At 43.4% G+C, this 17,467-nt stretch carries 14 protein-coding genes; 8 read left to right on the top strand and 6 right to left on the bottom strand.

Going from position 1 to position 17,467, the window contains the following annotated elements; translation table 11 throughout:
- Positions 1-4 precede the first annotated feature (4 nt).
- The 5 genes from crcB to lrp form a co-directional block, all read right to left on the bottom strand.
- Positions 5-385, bottom strand: coding sequence for a fluoride efflux transporter CrcB (gene crcB / locus CTT31_RS09150; RefSeq protein WP_010604733.1), 381 nt, complete (start codon positions 383-385; stop codon positions 5-7).
- A gap of 2 nt (positions 386-387) precedes the next feature.
- The gene (locus CTT31_RS09155; RefSeq protein ID WP_010604732.1) at positions 388-1,728 is read right to left on the bottom strand and encodes a replication-associated recombination protein A; all 1,341 of its coding nucleotides are present in this window, start codon (positions 1,726-1,728) and stop codon (positions 388-390) included.
- Positions 1,721-2,359: an outer membrane lipoprotein periplasmic chaperone LolA gene (gene lolA, locus CTT31_RS09160; protein WP_069020658.1), complete on the bottom strand. Its 639-nt coding sequence runs from the start codon at positions 2,357-2,359 to the stop codon at positions 1,721-1,723. The genes CTT31_RS09155 and lolA overlap by 8 nt, the downstream gene beginning before the upstream one ends.
- On the bottom strand, positions 2,359-4,968 hold the full coding sequence (locus CTT31_RS09165; RefSeq protein ID WP_260491135.1) for a DNA translocase FtsK: 2,610 nt from the start codon (positions 4,966-4,968) through the stop codon (positions 2,359-2,361). Before CTT31_RS09165 ends, lolA begins: the two co-directional genes overlap by 1 nt.
- A 114-nt stretch (positions 4,969-5,082) precedes the next feature.
- Positions 5,083-5,562, bottom strand: a complete 480-nt coding sequence (gene lrp, locus CTT31_RS09170) for a leucine-responsive transcriptional regulator Lrp (RefSeq protein ID WP_010372754.1) — start codon at positions 5,560-5,562, stop codon at positions 5,083-5,085.
- Between the two features lie 139 nt (positions 5,563-5,701).
- Between lrp and ald the strand changes: the two genes are divergently transcribed.
- Entirely contained in the window at positions 5,702-6,823 is a 1,122-nt protein-coding gene (gene ald, locus CTT31_RS09175) for an alanine dehydrogenase (protein ID WP_260491136.1), read from the top strand.
- Between the two features lie 86 nt (positions 6,824-6,909).
- Here the strand turns inward: ald and CTT31_RS09180 are convergent, their stop codons facing one another.
- Positions 6,910-7,869, bottom strand: a complete 960-nt coding sequence (locus CTT31_RS09180; protein ID WP_260491137.1) for a DUF4382 domain-containing protein — start codon at positions 7,867-7,869, stop codon at positions 6,910-6,912.
- A 164-nt stretch (positions 7,870-8,033) separates the two neighbouring features.
- Between CTT31_RS09180 and CTT31_RS09185 the strand changes: the two genes are divergently transcribed.
- From CTT31_RS09185 to CTT31_RS09215, 7 genes are all read left to right on the top strand, one after another.
- Positions 8,034-9,902 (top strand): methyl-accepting chemotaxis protein, encoded by a 1,869-nt coding sequence (locus CTT31_RS09185; protein ID WP_188249524.1) that lies wholly within the window; start codon positions 8,034-8,036, stop codon positions 9,900-9,902.
- Between the two features lie 66 nt (positions 9,903-9,968).
- Complete coding sequence (locus tag CTT31_RS09190) at positions 9,969-10,535, top strand: hypothetical protein (RefSeq protein WP_010372743.1); 567 nt, start codon at positions 9,969-9,971, stop codon at positions 10,533-10,535.
- Between the two features lie 114 nt (positions 10,536-10,649).
- Positions 10,650-11,687, top strand: coding sequence for an agmatine deiminase family protein (locus tag CTT31_RS09195; protein ID WP_260491138.1), 1,038 nt, complete (start codon positions 10,650-10,652; stop codon positions 11,685-11,687).
- A gap of 5 nt (positions 11,688-11,692) precedes the next feature.
- Positions 11,693-12,583, top strand: coding sequence for a carbon-nitrogen hydrolase (locus CTT31_RS09200; protein WP_017217436.1), 891 nt, complete (start codon positions 11,693-11,695; stop codon positions 12,581-12,583).
- A 16-nt stretch (positions 12,584-12,599) separates the two neighbouring features.
- Positions 12,600-16,073 (top strand): transcription-repair coupling factor, encoded by a 3,474-nt coding sequence (gene mfd, locus CTT31_RS09205; protein WP_260491139.1) that lies wholly within the window; start codon positions 12,600-12,602, stop codon positions 16,071-16,073.
- Positions 16,070-16,894 (top strand): CsiV family protein, encoded by an 825-nt coding sequence (locus CTT31_RS09210; protein ID WP_211857568.1) that lies wholly within the window; start codon positions 16,070-16,072, stop codon positions 16,892-16,894. Before mfd ends, CTT31_RS09210 begins: the two co-directional genes overlap by 4 nt.
- Positions 16,895-16,906: 12 nt before the next feature.
- Positions 16,907-17,155, top strand: a complete 249-nt coding sequence (locus tag CTT31_RS09215) for a hypothetical protein (RefSeq protein WP_017217439.1) — start codon at positions 16,907-16,909, stop codon at positions 17,153-17,155.
- Positions 17,156-17,467: the final 312 nt, after the last annotated feature.

Consider the following 17,467-nt stretch of genomic DNA (forward strand, 5'->3'; position numbering starts at 1 on the left):
TTTTTTAACCTTTTTGCATGATGAGGCAGAGACCAACCCAGGCCATAAAGATACACGCCACCACGTTTAATGTGACGTTAAACGCCATTTTCACATATTGCCCCTGTTGAAGTAACAACAAGGAATCCATTGAGAATGTAGAAAAAGTAGTCAGTGCACCTAAAAAGCCAATACCTATCAACGTTTTAGATGGAGAAACTGAAATAACTTCTTTTTCAATTAAACCGTAAAGCACACCCATCAATAATGAACCAAGAATATTAACGATCAACGTCCCAAAAGGGAATCCCTTACCTAAGAGTTTTATCGACATATCGCTGATAAAAAAGCGTAACATTGCACCAAACGCTCCACCTAGCGCAATTGTGAGATAATTTATTAGCATCGCTACTTGTACCTCTTGGTGCTACTTTGCGCATTTTGCGTCTGTAGATAGTTGAGCTTGTCGGCGATTTGTTTCTCAAGTCCCCTATCTGTCGGGTGATAATATTGTCGCTCTTGAATGGCTTCTGGGAAGTAATTTTCTCCAGCAGCAAACGCGCCAGGCTCATTATGTGCATAACGATATTCTTCGCCAAAACCCAGCTCTTTCATTAGTTTTGTCGGTGCATTTCTGAGATGTTCAGGTACGGGGTAATTTGGATCACTTGCAGCATCACGTTTAGCTTGATTGAACGCCATGTAGACCGCATTACTTTTTGGCGCACTCGCAAGATAAAGCGTTGCCTGTGCTATCGCACGCTCTCCTTCACTTGGCCCTACCCGATGAAATATATCCCAAGCATTTAACGCAACTTGCATCGCTCTTGGGTCTGCATTGCCGATATCTTCAGTGGCGATAGCCAGCAATCGCCTTGCAACATAGAGCGGATCGCCTCCACCTGCTAATATTTTGCAATACCAATAAAGTGCCGCATCTGGTGCGCTGCCACGAACTGACTTATGAAACGCTGAGATTAGGTCATAATATAGGTCGCCCTTATTGTCATAACTTGATAATTGGCTGGGCAATACTTGTTTTAGTACAAGTTCATTCACCAAATGAGTGTTTGAATTTGGCTCAAAACTTAAGTCAACTGCCTGCTCCAGCAAATTAAGTGCCTTTCTCGCATCTCCCGAAGCTGCTTTGGCGATGAGTTCAAGCGCGCTGTCATCAATGGTGATCGCTAATTTCGACAGCTGTTCATCGCGGGACAACGCATCTTTGAGTACTTGACCTAATTCATCCTCTACAAGCGATTGTAAGGTATAGACACGCGCGCGAGACAAGATCGCGTTATTCAGTGCAAAAGAAGGGTTTTCAGTGGTCGCGCCAATAAAAATAAAGGTGCCATCTTCAATGTGAGGTAAAAATCCGTCTTGCTGGGATTTGTTAAAGCGATGTACTTCATCAACAAATAACAGCGTACGTCTGCCAAACTGAGCTAATCGGTTCTTAGCATCGACGACCGCTTCACGAACCTCTTTAATTCCCGCACTAACAGCGGAAAGCTTGATAAGCTCTGCATCCGCATAGTTGGCAATGATCTCAGCAAGGGTGGTTTTACCCACTCCGGGTGGCCCCCAAAGGATCAGGCTATGACAGCGTCCAGATTCGATCGCACGATAAAGTACAGAGCCTTTGGACAAAATATGACTCTGCCCGACATAATGCTCTAACGAGGTTGGCCGCATTCTTGCGGCCAACGGTCGTACATCTGGTGTAAAATCAAACCCTAAACTAGTCACTGCCTCTTTGGTCGTCTACGACCACTCCTTGTGGAATTGTAAACTCAAACAAACTCTCTTTTACTGGTACATTGACTTTGCTTTCTTTAAAGCTAAACGTAGAGACTTGACCTGAAATATCGTTCACTTTCAATAATGCTAAGCCGTCGTTTTTATCATCAAAACGCAGTGTTAATTGCTCTACCTGCGAGTCTACTTTGTTTTTTGGCGTGATCAGATATTCTTGACCGTTAAGTGCTACGTTGTACTTCAACCATTGACTGTCCTCTTGGGTCGTAAGTAACACAAATGGCGTAGTATCAATAAGTTTAGTCGTATCTAGGATGGTCACTTGCTCAGCAAACGTATCGTAGTAATAGGTTGTTGCTCCGCTTGATACAAATAAAGTGTCATCCGGCATCTCTTGTTGCCAGCGGATTTTTAGTGGCTGCGCTAAGGTTATCGCCCCTTCGCCGGTTTGCAACTCATTGCCTTCTTGATCTTTAACGATTTGCTCAAACTTACCTTGAAAACTGGTTAATTCAGCCAGTCTTCCTTTTAGACTTTGCATCGCTGCCTCATCAGCCCACACAGGCTGAATAAAGAGGTTTGATAATACCGTTAGCAACGCAATTTGCTTAAATTTTTTCATTAATTGGCTCCACCTTTTACCAATACATCTCGTGCACCATTATGACCAGGAGCACTTACCACTCCAGACATTTCCATTTGCTCAACTAACCGAGCGGCACGGTTATAACCAACCCTTAACTTACGTTGTACACTCGAAACAGACACTTTACCTGTTTCAATAACAAACCCAACGGCTTCATCATAAAGTGGGTCAGACTCTTCATCTCCACCTTCCGGTGCTTCGCCTGGTAGTAAAATATCCTCGGTTGCTTCACCGCATAGAATTTCTTCTACGTAGTTTGGTTTGCCTCTTGCTTTCCAGTCACTCACTACGGCATGTACTTCATGATCGTCAACAAACGCGCCATGTACACGAACCGGAACACTCGTTCCTGGCGGCAAATAGAGCATGTCACCCATACCCAATAGGTTTTCTGCACCTTGCTGGTCTAAGATTGTACGTGAATCAATCTTACTTGATACTTGGAACGCCATTCGCGTTGGTATATTCGCTTTGATCAAACCCGTAATAACATCTACTGATGGACGCTGTGTTGCCAGCACTAAATGTATGCCTGCCGCTCGCGCTTTTTGTGCAATACGTGCAATTAACTCTTCTACTTTTTTACCAACAATCATCATCATGTCGGCAAATTCGTCTATAACGACCACGATACTCGGTAATTTATCTAGCTCTTGTGGTTCATCCGCCATACCGTCTGTATCTTTAAAGAGTGGATCTAAAATAGGATGACCCGCTTCTTTAGCGTCCTTAATCTTTTGATTGTAACCTTTGAGGTTACGAACACCGAGCGCCGACATCAGCTTATAACGGCGTTCCATTTCCCCCACACACCAGCGTAGCGCGTTTGCTGCCTCTTTCATATCGGTAACCACTTCGCATAATAAATGTGGGATACCTTCGTAAACTGAGAGCTCAAGCATTTTCGGATCTATCATGATCATTCGCACATCTTCTGGCGGCGACTTATATAACAAGCTTAAGATCATGACATTAACGCCCACTGACTTACCAGAACCAGTGGTACCGGCCACCAGCAGATGCGGCATTTTGCCTAAATCTGCAACGACCGGTTGGCCTGCGATATCTTTACCAAGCACCATAGTCAAAGGAGATGGATTTTGTTCAAACTTAGGGGCGCCTATCACTTCAGACAAACGCACGATTTCACGGTGTTTGTTAGGTAGCTCTAAACCCACATACGTCTTGCCTGGGATAACCTCAACTACACGCACACTGACTGCAGATAATGAACGCGCTAAGTCTTTTGCTAAACCTGTGATCTTAGCAACTTTAATGCCCGGCGCGAGATCTAACTCAAAACGCGTAACGACAGGGCCTGGATACACACCAACTACCTGCGCCTGGACATTGAAGTCTAATAGTTTAGTTTCAACCAACCGCGAAACCTGATCTAACTCTTCTTGCGAAATTGGGTTTTTAGCCTTGTCAGGTCTATCCAACAAATCTAATGAAGGCAATGGATCCGCAGGTGGCTGAGCCTCTAGAAGCGCTTCAAATTGCTCTTTTGCGCTTGGTGGAGGCTGATAACCATTGACCGCCTTTTCAGGTACTTTAGGCTTAAGAGGCCTTGCCGGAGAAACCACTTTGGTTTCATGCACTGGTGCTTCATCCAAGGCATTTAATGCCGCGACAGTATCCAGTGGCTCATCCTCTATCGCTGAAAAGTTGATTTCTTGCTCTAGAATATCATCTAGCTCATCAAATACTGACGGCTCTTTCTTCTCTTGTAGATCAGAGTGCGGTGCAGACGTGGATTGAGGTGCAGGTTCAGTGCTCGTTTTGCGGAACAATTTATCTTTTAATTTGCCAAGTCCACTGGGCTCTTCTTCAGCATCGAAATCTATATTAATTTCCGTATCGGTTTGTTGCTGGAGAGTCTGCTCGAGATCATCTTTTCGCTCGCTAGCTATTATTGGTGTCTCACTCTCTACTCTATCCGTTTTGGTGCCAACACTCTCCGGTTTCTGTGAAACTGACTGCGTTTGCTCTATATTGCGCTCTGCTGTCAGCCTATCGCGTAACCATCTAAAGCCGGCGAGTACCTTTTCACCTAAATAATCAACAAATTCAACCCAAGACACACCGGTAAGTAGTGTCATTCCGGCAAAGAAAAAGCACAGTAATAGTATAGAAGTACCGGTAAAGTTAAAGGCAGGCATCATTGCACCAGCAACCACATCCCCTACTACCCCACCAGATGAGAAATTATAGATATCATCGAAATTGATGCTGCTGATTGCACTTGCAGAGGTAATAAACAGTGTCGCGCCAATAAGGCGTAAACCTAGCGTGGTGTAATCGAGTTGCAGTAGCTTATGCGGTTTTTTGAATAGTAGATAACCAAGAAACTGCAGCGCAGCTGGGATCAAAAATGCCAACCAGCCGAAACTCAGTAGCATAATGTCTGCCAGCCAAGCTCCGGCAGCACCCGTTATATTGTTTACTTTTACGTACTCACCGGATTGAGTCCAAGCAGGATCGGCTGGGTCGAAACTTATCAACGCACACAACATAAATATTGCTGCAGCCGTGCTTACAATCAAACCTGTCTCTAAGAGGCGTTGCACACCATTTAAGCGCATTGTAATTAAACCTTTTTTCTGTTTCTTTTCCGGACTATAAACGCCCAAAACGTCAGCAAATTAGTGATTTGCGTTAGTATTGCTGTATATACTTACACCTTACCAAGAAATACCTCAAGGTGCACAAGGTTTTATTACTTCTCCTTCTTCTCCTTTTACTTCTTCCATGACCACAAAAGTGCGACTTTCACTGATGTTTGGCAGTTTAAGTAAAATTTCTCCTAAAACTCCGCGATATTCTGACATGTCGGTCACTCGTGTCTTTAATAAATAGTCGAAACTACCGGACACAAGGTGACATTCAATAATTTCATCATGCTGCTTTACTGCTTGATTAAATCTATCGAACACATCAGGCGAGTTTTTATTCACTGTAACTTCAACAAACACTAAAAGTCCCTGTCCAAGCTTAGCAGGATCGACTACGGCTTTATAACCTCGAATAAATCCTTCTCGCTCCAGCTTTTTAACGCGCTCCAAGCAAGGCGTAGCGCTCAATCCTATGCGTTTGGCTAATTCTACGTTCGAAATTCTGCCATCTTTCTGAAGTTCGACTAAAATCTTTCTGTCGATTCTGTCTAGTTGTTGATACATAGTGTAGTTTTTTATCCTGAATGATTCATTAATTCAGAGTATATCACTACATTGAAATATTAAAACAGTGAGACACACTGGCTATAGGTAAATATAATAGTCAAAAATTTTACCCCGTTCTTATTTTGAGGCGAATATTATGATTATTGGTGTACCTAAAGAGATAAAAAACCACGAATACCGCGTTGGTATGGTTCCTGCGAGCGTTCGTGAACTAATCAATCACGGTCACGAAGTCGTTGTTGAGACAAATGCAGGTATTGGCATTGGTTTTACAGACGAAGATTATGTTCAAGTTGGTGCTAAAGTTTTAGACACAGCGGCAGACGTTTTTGCTACTGCTGATATGATTGTTAAAGTAAAAGAGCCTCAAGCTGTTGAGCGCGCAATGCTACGTGAAGATCAAATCCTATTTACTTACCTTCACCTAGCACCAGACCTTCCACAAACAGAAGATCTAATCAAGAGCGGTGCTATCTGTATCGCATACGAAACGGTAACTGATGCGCGTGGTGGTCTTCCACTGCTAGCGCCAATGTCAGAAGTTGCTGGTCGTATGTCAATTCAAGCTGGTGCTCAAGCGCTTGAAAAGTCACGTGAAGGCCGTGGTATGCTGCTAGGTGGCGTACCTGGTGTTGAACCAGCTAAAGTCGTTGTGATCGGTGGTGGTATGGTTGGTCGTAACGCAGCGCAAATGGCGGTAGGTCTAGGCGCAGACGTTACTATTCTTGACCGTAGCATTGATGTATTACGTTCTTTGAATGCACAGTTTGGTAGCCAAGCTAAAGTTATCTACTCAACGGCTGATGCACTTGAAAAGCACGTACTAGAAGCAGATCTTGTGATTGGCGGCGTACTAATTCCTGGTGCAGCGGCTCCTAAGCTTGTAACTGCAGAACACATCAAAGCGATGAAGCCAGGTGCTGCTATTGTTGACGTTGCAATCGACCAAGGTGGCTGTATCGCTACTTCTAAAGCGACTACACACGCAGAGCCAACATACATTGTTGATGACGTAGTTCACTACTGTGTAGCTAACATGCCAGGTGCTGTACCTCGTACTTCAACGTTTGCACTTAACAATGCAACGCTTCCGTACATCATCAAGCTTGCAAACTTAGGCTACAAACAAGCGCTACTAAATGACAAACACTTCATGGACGGCTTAAACGTTCTGAAAGGTCAAGTAACGTGTAAAGAAGTGGCAGAAGGCTTCAACATGGAATATGTTGACCCGCGCGCTGCACTAGAAAATGCTTAATTTTGAATTTAAGTAGTAAAAAGGGCTTCAATTGAAGCCCTTTTTGTTTTGCTGTTATACCAATTCGCCTAAATGACTAGTTGATATTAGTTTGTCTCGAAATTCACTTCTGTATCTTGCGTTAACGTAACATCTTTTGTTTGATACAAACTAAAATCTGCATCTATCGTTTCGGCATCATCTAAATGACCTAAGCACGAATACCCTACTTTGTAATCTCCAGAACCAATAAATGCTATCTCATATTCACTCTCGGCATCTAAGTTTGCGGTTGCTACTGGCGCTGAGTCTTCATCACTGATGTCGCTTGGCACTGCAACATCCGCTTTATAAAGATAAATAACGTGTTTGTACTCTCCGACTAGAGGAGCTAGGTCCGCGTTATCTGCTATACATGCATTTTTCACAGACTCGCTAACCATGCCCTCAATCTCGAAACTGGTTAACAGATTTTCCAAACGGACAGCTGTTGGTTTTAGATAAACGGTGTCATCATTTCCGCGCTTCAACAGCGCCTTATTTAAGTCAAACTCCAATACGATTTGGTTCTCACCTTCATTTAACGAGAAGTTATTGAGTTGGATCTCACCTACGCCATCGTTACCTTTACGGGTTACGGCTAGTGGTGCTTGACTACCATCTAAAAAACGCACGCTAGAAGTTAAATCGAAATTAGACCCCGCACTACCATTTACAACATCGGCTCTGATCCACTCATAATCACCAGCATCGATCTCTTGGTCATTTACAACCAAGTAGATATCATCACCCGTATATTCAAGCAGATTGATTTTCATTGGATTACCCTGCGCATCTAAGGTATCAAATGTGACATCTTCTTTTCCAGATGCTCTAAATGTCAGCCGTTGAATAACAAGGTTTACCTCTGCAAGATTATTCACAGCAGCATCTGATACACCAACACTTACGGTGGTTTTTTGGGTCGGTTGCGTGGTGTTGTTGTCGTTTGAGTCAGAACCTGAACCGCCACCGCATGCAGCGAGTATCATTGCCGAGGCAATTGCTGTTAAAACTGGTTTGTACATGATGTTTTCTCCTCTTCTAAGTCTTAAAGAATAGGAAGCGCACCATGAATAAATAATTAATATAAACGCAATAATTTGAAATACCTTCAAATCAACGCAGAAGATTTGGCATTTTCTTATTAAATGTCATAAGTTTAATGTATCAAACTTATTGGAGTGTGGCCGTGAAGTTTAAACACAAAGTCGTATCCGTCTCTGCGCTTGTGCTGCTTGCAGCATTACTGATCTTATCTGTTATTCAATACATTTCCGTGCAATCAGCAATCAAAGCACAAGCCGAACAAAGTGTGAATGAAATAATTCAAGGAATTGGTAACACTGTCACTGCGCAAATGAAAGGAGCAACCGATCTCGCCGCGCTTGCTACCAATCTCGTTGCTTCCACTGACACCTTAGACGCAGCCTTTCCTATCCTCTCGCAGCCACAGCTCACAACTTCTTTCCTACTGATAGGTTATGGTGAAGAGCAAACAGGAAAATATGTCGCTAGCGATCCAAATTGGAACCCTGGTGCAAACTGGGACCCGAGAAAGCGACCTTGGTATACCGACGCAAAAACTGCACGAAAGCTCATTATCACAGCACCTTACGCTGATGCAGTAAGCAACGAAATTGTGGTATCAATCGGTGCACCAGTGTTTAAACAAGGTCAATTCAACGGCGCGATTTTTTACGACGTTAGTTTGGCAAAACTCGGCGAAATGATTAACTCGTTTAACCTGCTAGACGCGGGTTTTGCCTTTATGGTGAGTAAAGACGGGTCGACTATCTCACACCCTGATGTAAAACTAAATGGTAAGTCTTCTCGTACATTTCTCGGTGATATAAGTATCTCAGAAAATATCCAATACGTTGAAGTCAACGGCGAAGACAAATTAGTGCAGTTTAAAGAAGTCGAAGGCTTAGATTGGTATTTAGGGGTGATGCTGGATGAAGACACCGTTTTTGCCGCACTTTCACGACTGCAAAGAGATGCAGCCATATTTGCCTTTATTTCTGTGGCGCTCGCGACTGTGCTACTTTCTTTTGTGATTAGCTTATTATTAAAGCCGCTTGATGAAATCAACACCGCCATGGCAGCTATCGCACGCGGTAATGCGGACTTAACCGTACGATTAAATACCGAGCATGAACCCGAATTTGCAGCACTGGCGCAAAATTTTAATGCCTTTACCAGTAGCTTACAGTCTCTAATAGCGAATATTCAGGGTCTAGGCCATGAAGTTTTAAACGATGCTCAACAAACATCTAAGGTTGCAAATAAAGCCAAACTTTCGATTCAAGAGCAATTAGCGAGTATCAAAGTCCTTGATGAAGCGACAACACACATGTCTGCAACTGAACATCAAGTAACACAATCTGCCCATGAAGCCGCTGAAGCAATTAAAACCACCGACCAAGTTGCTCGCCAAGGAGAAAAAATCGTTGCAGAAACAACGGAGACAATTCAAGAGCTATCTAATCAAATCAGTTCGGCAATGACCGTAGTTACGGAGTTAGAAAGCTCGTCTACAGCTATTGAGCAAATATTATCGGTTATCAACAGCATCGCTGAGCAAACCAATCTCCTAGCGCTCAATGCTGCCATTGAAGCCGCAAGGGCCGGTGAGTCTGGCCGCGGCTTTGCCGTCGTTGCAGACGAAGTAAGATCGCTTGCACAAAGAACACAAGAAGCCACAACTGAAATCCGTGGAATGATAAGTCAACTACAGTCAGGTTCAGAAAGCGCGGTTACTGTAATGAAGCAAAGCCAACACTATGTCGATAAAACGGTTGAAAAGGCAGAGCAAACTCGAGCCGCGCTTGAAGATATGCGTAGTGCCATTCGCCATATTGTCGATTTGAATTCCCGCATTGCTGATATGCTGAATGAGCAAAATGACATTGTAAATAACGTGAATAGCAGTAGCTCATCAATTCGTGGTATTTCCGAGTCGGTGTATAGCGAAGCTAAGAGCGTAGATGCCACCATGCAGTCTCAAGTAGAAAAGATAACAACCCAAGAACAACTACTTGAGCAATTCAAAGTTTGATTATCGGTAAACTAAACCGTTACTATAGAGACAGTTGTAAAGCGGCGCGATGCCAAGAGATAAAACATGAAAGCGAATTTGCAGGAATTATTTGAACAGTATTTTCAGATAGCTGAACAGGTTCAGATCAACCTCTACCCGGTTGATGACAATATGGTTCCAGAAAACGAATATCAATTAGAAGCTGCAATTCCGCCGCTATTTAAGCTCGCTAACGAAATTAATGAGTTAGATCTTAATGCCCTGCGACCACTTCGTAATCTGGGTGATATTGCCAATGAGTTAGCAGCTTATTTGCAGGCGCAATCACGTAAGATTGATTTAATTATCAGCCATATTCTCGCAACCGAAGAGCCTGACGACAGTCATCTATTTTGTGACAGCTACGGCGGCGGCGGCCTGACCGCAACGTTAGAAGCAGATTATGAGGTCGGACAATCGTTACGAACTAAAATATTTTTGCGCAATGAAGCCAGTGCTATCTTTTGCTACTCAGAAGTCATTGCCAAGCAAGATGGTAAGTTCACCCTCGCCTTTACCGCTATTAGAGAAGCGGATCAAGAGTTGCTCGTGCGGGCAAGCCTACACGCCCAGACCAGACAACTTAAGCTAAAGCAGCAAAAAGACCAATAAGGCATTTAACGTATTAAGTGCCTTCTTTAAATGCTCAATTATCTTCACAAAACTTACTGACACACCTGAGGTTAATGATAAACTATAGGCTTATTATTATATGGTGATGATTTAATGAGTTTTACTTTACTCCCAGAGTGGGCACCACAAGATGCAATCATGCTCACTTGGCCGCATTCTGATACCGATTGGAGCGACATTCTCAGTGACGTTGAACCTGTGTACGTTGCACTTTGCCAACATATTACCCAAGTTCAAGAAGTCGTTATCGTGGCGCATAATGAAGCGTTAAAACAGCATATCGAGAACCTACTCGGCGCAGCTGAGGTTAGCTTAGCTAAGTGTCACTTTGTTGTGACGCCTTGCGATGACACCTGGGCCCGTGACCACGGTCCACTTACGACGCAAACAAGTACAGGAAATCTATGTATTAAGGATTTCACCTTTACGGGTTGGGGTAATAAGTTTGCTGCGGATTTAGACAATAAGATCAATCTGCAGCTAGCCAAACAGGTCCTCAACCCAAACTGTACCTTTGAAAAAGTTGACGTGGTACTGGAAGGCGGCGGCATTGAGATCAACGAGTCCAATGTCTTATTGACCACTTCAGAGTGTCTGTTGAACCCAAATCGCAATCCACATCTAAGTAAAATCGAATTAGAACTATTGTTGCAAAAAGAGTTGGGTGCTGAGTCATTCCTGTGGGTAGATCATGGATACTTAGCCGGTGATGATACGGATAGTCATATCGACACGTTAGTGCGTTTTGCACCAGATAATACCTTGGTATATGTTAAGTGCGACGACAAATCAGACGAGCACTATGATGCCCTCAATAAAATGGAACAGCAGCTACGCACATTCCGCACCCCAAATGGCGATCCATACCGTTTGATTAGTTTACCTTGGCCTAGTGCTAAGTTTGATAACGAGGGGGAGAGATTACCTGCAACCTATGCAAATTATCTGATCTTGAATAAAACGGTGTTAGTACCTATCTATGGCGACGACAAAGATCAAGAAGCGCTGGACAAAGTCTCTCTCGCCCACCCAGAAAGAACGGTAATTGGCGTAAACTGCCTACCAATCATCCATCAATTCGGTAGCCTGCACTGTATTACGATGCAGTTACCAAAAGGTTTTTTAAGGTAAGTACCATGACTGAAAAAAACATCAAAGTTGGTATTGTTCAACATAGCAACTCTACAGATCTCGTAAACAACTTTGCGAAAACCTGTGACGGTATCCGAAAAGCGGCAAGTCAGGGTGCTAAGCTTATCGTGTTACAAGAATTGCACCGCAGCTTGTATTTTTGCCAGACTGAAGACACCGATCTCTTCGACTTAGCGGAAACCATTCCAGGCCCAAGCACAGACTCACTAGGCGCACTTGCAAAAGAGCTGAATGTTGTCATCGTTGCGTCGTTATTTGAAAAGCGCGCAACAGGGCTTTATCACAACACCGCGGTTGTACTTGAGTCTGACGGTACGATTGCAGGCAAATACCGTAAAATGCACATTCCTGATGACCCAGGTTTTTATGAAAAGTTTTACTTCACCCCTGGCGACATGGGCTTTACTCCAATTCAGACTTCTGTAGGCAAATTAGGCGTACTGGTGTGTTGGGATCAATGGTTCCCTGAAGGTGCACGCCTGATGGCAATGGCGGGCGCTGAGTTTTTAATTTACCCAACTGCAATTGGCTGGGATCCTCGCGATGATAAAGCAGAACAAATTCGTCAACGAGATGCTTGGATAATTGCACAGCGTGCACATGCAGTCTCTAACGGAGTACCTGTGATTAGCGTTAACCGTGTTGGCCATGAATCAGACCCTTCAGGTCAAAGTGAAGGTATTCAATTCTGGGGCAATTCTTTTGTTACCGGTCCACAAGGCGAAATGTTATTGCATGCATCTGAAGAAGCTGAGGAAATCTCTGTTGTTGATGTTGATCTAGCACGCAGTGAATCTGTTCGTCGCATCTGGCCGTATTTAAGAGACAGACGAATCGATCACTATCAGGATCTTTGCAAAATTTATCGCGATTAATAAATAGGAGTAATCAATGGCGAATGTGCAATGGAACAATTTACCTTGGGTAAAATCAAACAAGGATAAAATTTCGTGGGGTAATTTGGTTGGTAGTAGCTTGTCACTGTGTTTGAGTGAGCACATCCAACAACATGACAACTTAGTTGTACTCGTCACCCCCGATACACCCTCTGCACTTCGCCTTGAGCATGAACTGGCGTATCTTTTAAAAGACACGCCTGTCATGATGTTTCCTGACTGGGAAACATTACCCTATGATCACTTTTCACCACATCAAGACATTATTTCTCAGCGTCTTGCGACGCTAAATACACTCAAACAGGAAAAGCAATCCGTACTCATCATTCCTGTTTCAACCCTCATGCTACGTACCGCACCACCTAGCTTTATCCACGGCATGAGTCTTCAGGTAAAAAAAGGTGACACGGTAGACGCACAAAGCTTGCGTGATACCTTAACTCAAGCGGGTTATCGTCATGTTCAGCAGGTAATGGAGCACGGTGAGTTTGCTGTTCGAGGCTCCATTATTGATTTATACCCCATGGGTAGCCCACTCCCCTTTAGACTAGATTTCTTTGATGATGAGTTAGACTCCATTCGTCATTTTGATATCGAAAGCCAACGCTCAAACGATGAGATTGATGCTATCGATTTATTACCGGCGCACGAATTTCCAACCAATGCAGAAGACATTGAACGCTTTAGAATTAATTACCGTGAAGCGTTCGGCGCAAGTAGTGAAAAAGACAGTATTTATATGCAAGTCAGTAAAGGGAACTGGCCAGCGGGTATAGAGTACTATTTGCCGCTCTTTTTTGATTCGTTAGCAACGGTGTTTGACTATTTGCCTGAAGATACCGTATTTATGCCTTTTGGCGATATTGAATCTGCAGCGCAAACCTTTTGGCAAGACGTATCTAAACGCTACGAAAGTCGCCGGGTTGACCCACTTCGCCCTCTACTTTCACCAGCCAAGCTATATCAGCCAATAGAGACCTTGTTTGAAGGCCTTAACGGCTTCTCTCGAATAAAGCTTAGTCAAGCGATGCTAGGAACCAAAGCGGGCAATAACAATGTCGCAGCGGAATTAATCGACGATGTCCGCATTGAGCATAAACAAGCTAATCCATATCAAAAAATCCTCGATTACATCGCTGCTGAGAAAAAGCAAAAGTCTCGGGTGTTATTCAGTGTTGAATCAGAGGGCCGACGAGAGTCACTGCTTACCTTATTAAAACCAACAGGTCTAAAGCTTAAGCCTTATAAGCGCATTGCAGAGTTTGTCTCTAGCGACTCAGATGTTGGTGTGGTAGTCACTCCACTTGCTACCAGTGTGAAACTACTGGATAAAAAATCGCTGTCTATCATCACCGAGCAAGAGCTTTTAGGTGTTAAGATCTCCCAAAAGCGCCGCCGTAAACATAAATACGAACAAGGGCAAGATGCCCTGATCCGAAACCTCGCTGAGTTAAAAGAAGGTCAACCTATTGTTCATTTAGATCATGGTGTAGGCCGCTATTTAGGGCTGGAAACCATAGATGCAGCGGGTATTGCTACCGAGTTTGTGACTATCATCTATGCCAATGACGCTAAACTTTATGTGCCAGTTTCTTCGCTTCATATGCTCAGTCGTTACTCAGGAGGTGAAGAAGCTTCTGCACCACTTCATAAACTGGGTAATGACGCCTGGGAAAAAGCAAAACGCAAAGCGGCTGAAAAAGTCAGAGATGTCGCAGCTGAACTCCTAGACATATACGCAAAACGCCAAAGTAAGCCGGGATATGCATTTAAGCTAGATGCGAGTGCCTATCGAGACTTTTCTGATAGCTTCCCATTTGAAGAAACAGACGATCAACGCAATGCAATCACAGCCGTACTTGCAGACATGCAATCAAGCCTAGCGATGGACAGACTCGTTTGTGGTGATGTTGGCTTTGGTAAAACCGAAGTGGCCATGCGTGCTGCATTTGTTGCCGTCAACGATAGCAAACAAGTGGCTGTCTTAGTACCAACTACACTCCTAGCCCAACAACACTTCGAGAACTTTAAAGACCGTTTTGCCGATCTGCCTGTTGAAGTTGGTGTGCTTTCGCGCTTTAACTCAGCGAAAGAACAAAAAGAAACGTTACAAAAACTTGATGAAGGCAAAATTGATATTGTGATAGGCACCCATAAGCTTATTCAAGAAAACATCAAGTTCGCCGATTTGGGTCTGTTGATTGTTGACGAAGAACACCGCTTTGGTGTGAGGCAAAAAGAAAAGATTAAGCAGCTAAGAGCGGATGTCGACATTCTTACCCTGACCGCAACCCCAATTCCGCGCACACTGAATATGGCAATGAGTGGTATGCGTGATCTCTCTATTATCGCGACACCGCCAGCCAAACGATTAGCAGTAAAGACCTTTGTGCGAGAGCGCAACGACGAGCTTATCCGCGAAGCAATTTTGCGTGAAATCAAGCGCGGTGGTCAGGTTTACTTCCTCCACAATAACGTCGAAACGATAGACAAAATCACCGCTGATATCTCGACGCTCGTGCCAGAAGCCAACGTCACCACTGCCCACGGGCAAATGCGTGAAAAAGAACTTGAGCATTTGATGGGTGAATTCTATCACCAAAAGTATAACGTGCTTGTGTGTACAACCATTATTGAAACCGGTATCGATATCCCCTCTGCTAATACTATCATTATGGATAGAGCCGATAAACTCGGATTGGCACAGCTACATCAGCTTCGCGGCCGTGTAGGGCGAAGCCACCATCAAGCATATGCATACCTACTCACGAAGAATAGCCAAGCCTTAACTAAAGACGCGGTCAAACGCTTACAGGCCATTGAGCAACTCGAAGACTTAGGTGCAGGTTTTGCCCTCGCCACCCACGATTTAGAGATCCGTGGTGCGGGTGAGTTACTGGGAGACGACCAAAGCGGTCAAATTCAAACCGTTGGTTTTACGCTGTATATGGAAATGCTGGAACAAGCAGTTGAAGCTTTAAAAAATGGTAAAGAGCCGACTCTCGATAACCTACTCCAGCAGCAAAGCGAAGTTGACCTGAAGTTCCCAGCACTGCTACCGGATGATTACATTCATGATGTAAATATTCGCCTTAGCATGTATAAACGCATTGCTAGCACAAAGTCGCTGGCAGAGCTTGATGAGCTACAAATTGAATTAATCGACCGTTTTGGGCTGTTGCCAGATGCGGCTAAAAACCTCTTTGCGGTGCAGTCTGTTAAGCTAAAGGCAACCCAATTAGGCATTAACAAGGTCGAAGCAAACCCCAAAGGTGGCTTCTTCGAGTTCAGTAGTCATACAAAAGTTAACCCAACATTCATCATAGGATTGATACAAAGTAGCCCGTCAACCTATAGAATGGAAGGCGCAAATAAACTGAAGTTCCTGATCGAAGAAAAAAATGGCCAAGAGAGATTAAAACTGGTCAATGCGATGATTGATGACTTTGAGAAAAAGGCTGTAGCATGAAAACAATAAAAAGTCTGGCCATCCTAGCGGCTTTGGTAAGTAGCGCGTCTGCACATGCCACCCGTTGGTTTGAAGTAGAAATGATAGCATTTGAGCAAGAGCCTAGTTTCTCTTTGCGAGAAGACTTTAGTATTGAACCTGAGCCGCTCAACCGGAAAAACATCAAGTCACTATTATTCGACGGTTTTAATACCACCGGCTATAAACTATGCTTAGAAGGCAGTGAGCAGTTTGCTGAGCACGACTTTATTCGTGGATTAACGTCGGGTGCACGCTCCAGTTCTTGCGATCCAGATGCAAACTATGTTGAAAAATTCGGCACTTTGCCTCTTTCACCGCAAGTTGAGCCACAAGAACATATGGACTCAATTTATTTATTGAATGAGTCACAGTTTAATTTTTCTAACAAAATTGCCGAGTTAAAACGTAAAGGACTCAAGCCACTGTTGCACACTGGTTGGCGATTCCCTGAACAAAGTAACAAGCGTGCTCCCAACATCGAAATTATTGCTGGCAAACAGTTTGCGCCACCATCCAGTTATAGCGTAACTGAAAATGACGATCAGTTTTCGTCACTATCGAAGCGCTTTAATATTCAAGAATCAAAAGAGCAAGTGCATTGGCAACTTGAAGGCTTGATTAAAATTCACGTGAGACACTACCTTTACGTGACCACGGATTTAGATTTAAAGTACGAAGACGGCAACGACATTCGTACTGCTCGTATGTCCCAATATACACGCGTGTATAGCGGCGACATACATTACTTAGATCACCCCAAACTTGGGGTCATCTTTCAAATAAGAAAATACAAACATTAGACGGGCAACCCTATGAAAAAATTACTAACTGCTGCTGCGCTACTCACCCTAGTCGGCTGTTCTAAAGTAAGTTTAGAAAACTACAATAAGCTAGAAGTAGGCATGGACAAAGCTGAAGTTGAGAACATTCTTGGCTCTGCTGATAAATGTGAAGAGAAAACGCTACACACCAATTGCATTTGGGGAAGCGAAGACAAGCACATTAAAGTAACGCTGCTTTCAGATAAAGTAACTCTTTATTCAAAGAAAGGTATTGAATAATCCTGAAACTTGTTATCGAGACTCAATAATAAATTGATTGAGTCTCATACCTTCCATCACTCAGTAGTTAAATAATGTTATAAAATTAGTGTCAAATAAGTTATCTCTCTTTGAACAAATATTCAATTCGTAAACCAATCAATACAATTAATTTTTAATCTCCCCAATACAACAACAATAAATTTAACAATTAATAACAAGATACTAAAAAAACGCGTAAATACTAGCTGCACAGTATAAAATGTAACAAATTAATTTTGAAAAAGTAAATTATCAATTGAGTGTGTAAATTTGTAATTAATCTAAATATAG

Source organism: Pseudoalteromonas maricaloris (assembly GCF_024746855.1).
Classification (GTDB): domain Bacteria; phylum Pseudomonadota; class Gammaproteobacteria; order Enterobacterales; family Alteromonadaceae; genus Pseudoalteromonas; species Pseudoalteromonas maricaloris.

Coding starts and splice junctions, on each gene's coding strand:
- crcB (WP_010604733.1), bottom strand. CDS start 385: ATGCTAATAAATTATCTCACAATTGCGCTAGGTGGAGCGTTTGGTGCA.
- CTT31_RS09165 (WP_260491135.1), bottom strand. CDS start 4,968: ATGCGCTTAAATGGTGTGCAACGCCTCTTAGAGACAGGTTTGATTGTA.
- CTT31_RS09180 (WP_260491137.1), bottom strand. CDS start 7,869: ATGTACAAACCAGTTTTAACAGCAATTGCCTCGGCAATGATACTCGCT.
- ald (WP_260491136.1), top strand. CDS start 5,702: ATGATTATTGGTGTACCTAAAGAGATAAAAAACCACGAATACCGCGTT.
- CTT31_RS09190 (WP_010372743.1), top strand. CDS start 9,969: ATGAAAGCGAATTTGCAGGAATTATTTGAACAGTATTTTCAGATAGCT.
- lrp (WP_010372754.1), bottom strand. CDS start 5,562: ATGTATCAACAACTAGACAGAATCGACAGAAAGATTTTAGTCGAACTT.
- mfd (WP_260491139.1), top strand. CDS start 12,600: ATGGCGAATGTGCAATGGAACAATTTACCTTGGGTAAAATCAAACAAG.
- CTT31_RS09195 (WP_260491138.1), top strand. CDS start 10,650: ATGAGTTTTACTTTACTCCCAGAGTGGGCACCACAAGATGCAATCATG.
- CTT31_RS09215 (WP_017217439.1), top strand. CDS start 16,907: ATGAAAAAATTACTAACTGCTGCTGCGCTACTCACCCTAGTCGGCTGT.
- CTT31_RS09210 (WP_211857568.1), top strand. CDS start 16,070: ATGAAAACAATAAAAAGTCTGGCCATCCTAGCGGCTTTGGTAAGTAGC.
- lolA (WP_069020658.1), bottom strand. CDS start 2,359: ATGAAAAAATTTAAGCAAATTGCGTTGCTAACGGTATTATCAAACCTC.
- CTT31_RS09200 (WP_017217436.1), top strand. CDS start 11,693: ATGACTGAAAAAAACATCAAAGTTGGTATTGTTCAACATAGCAACTCT.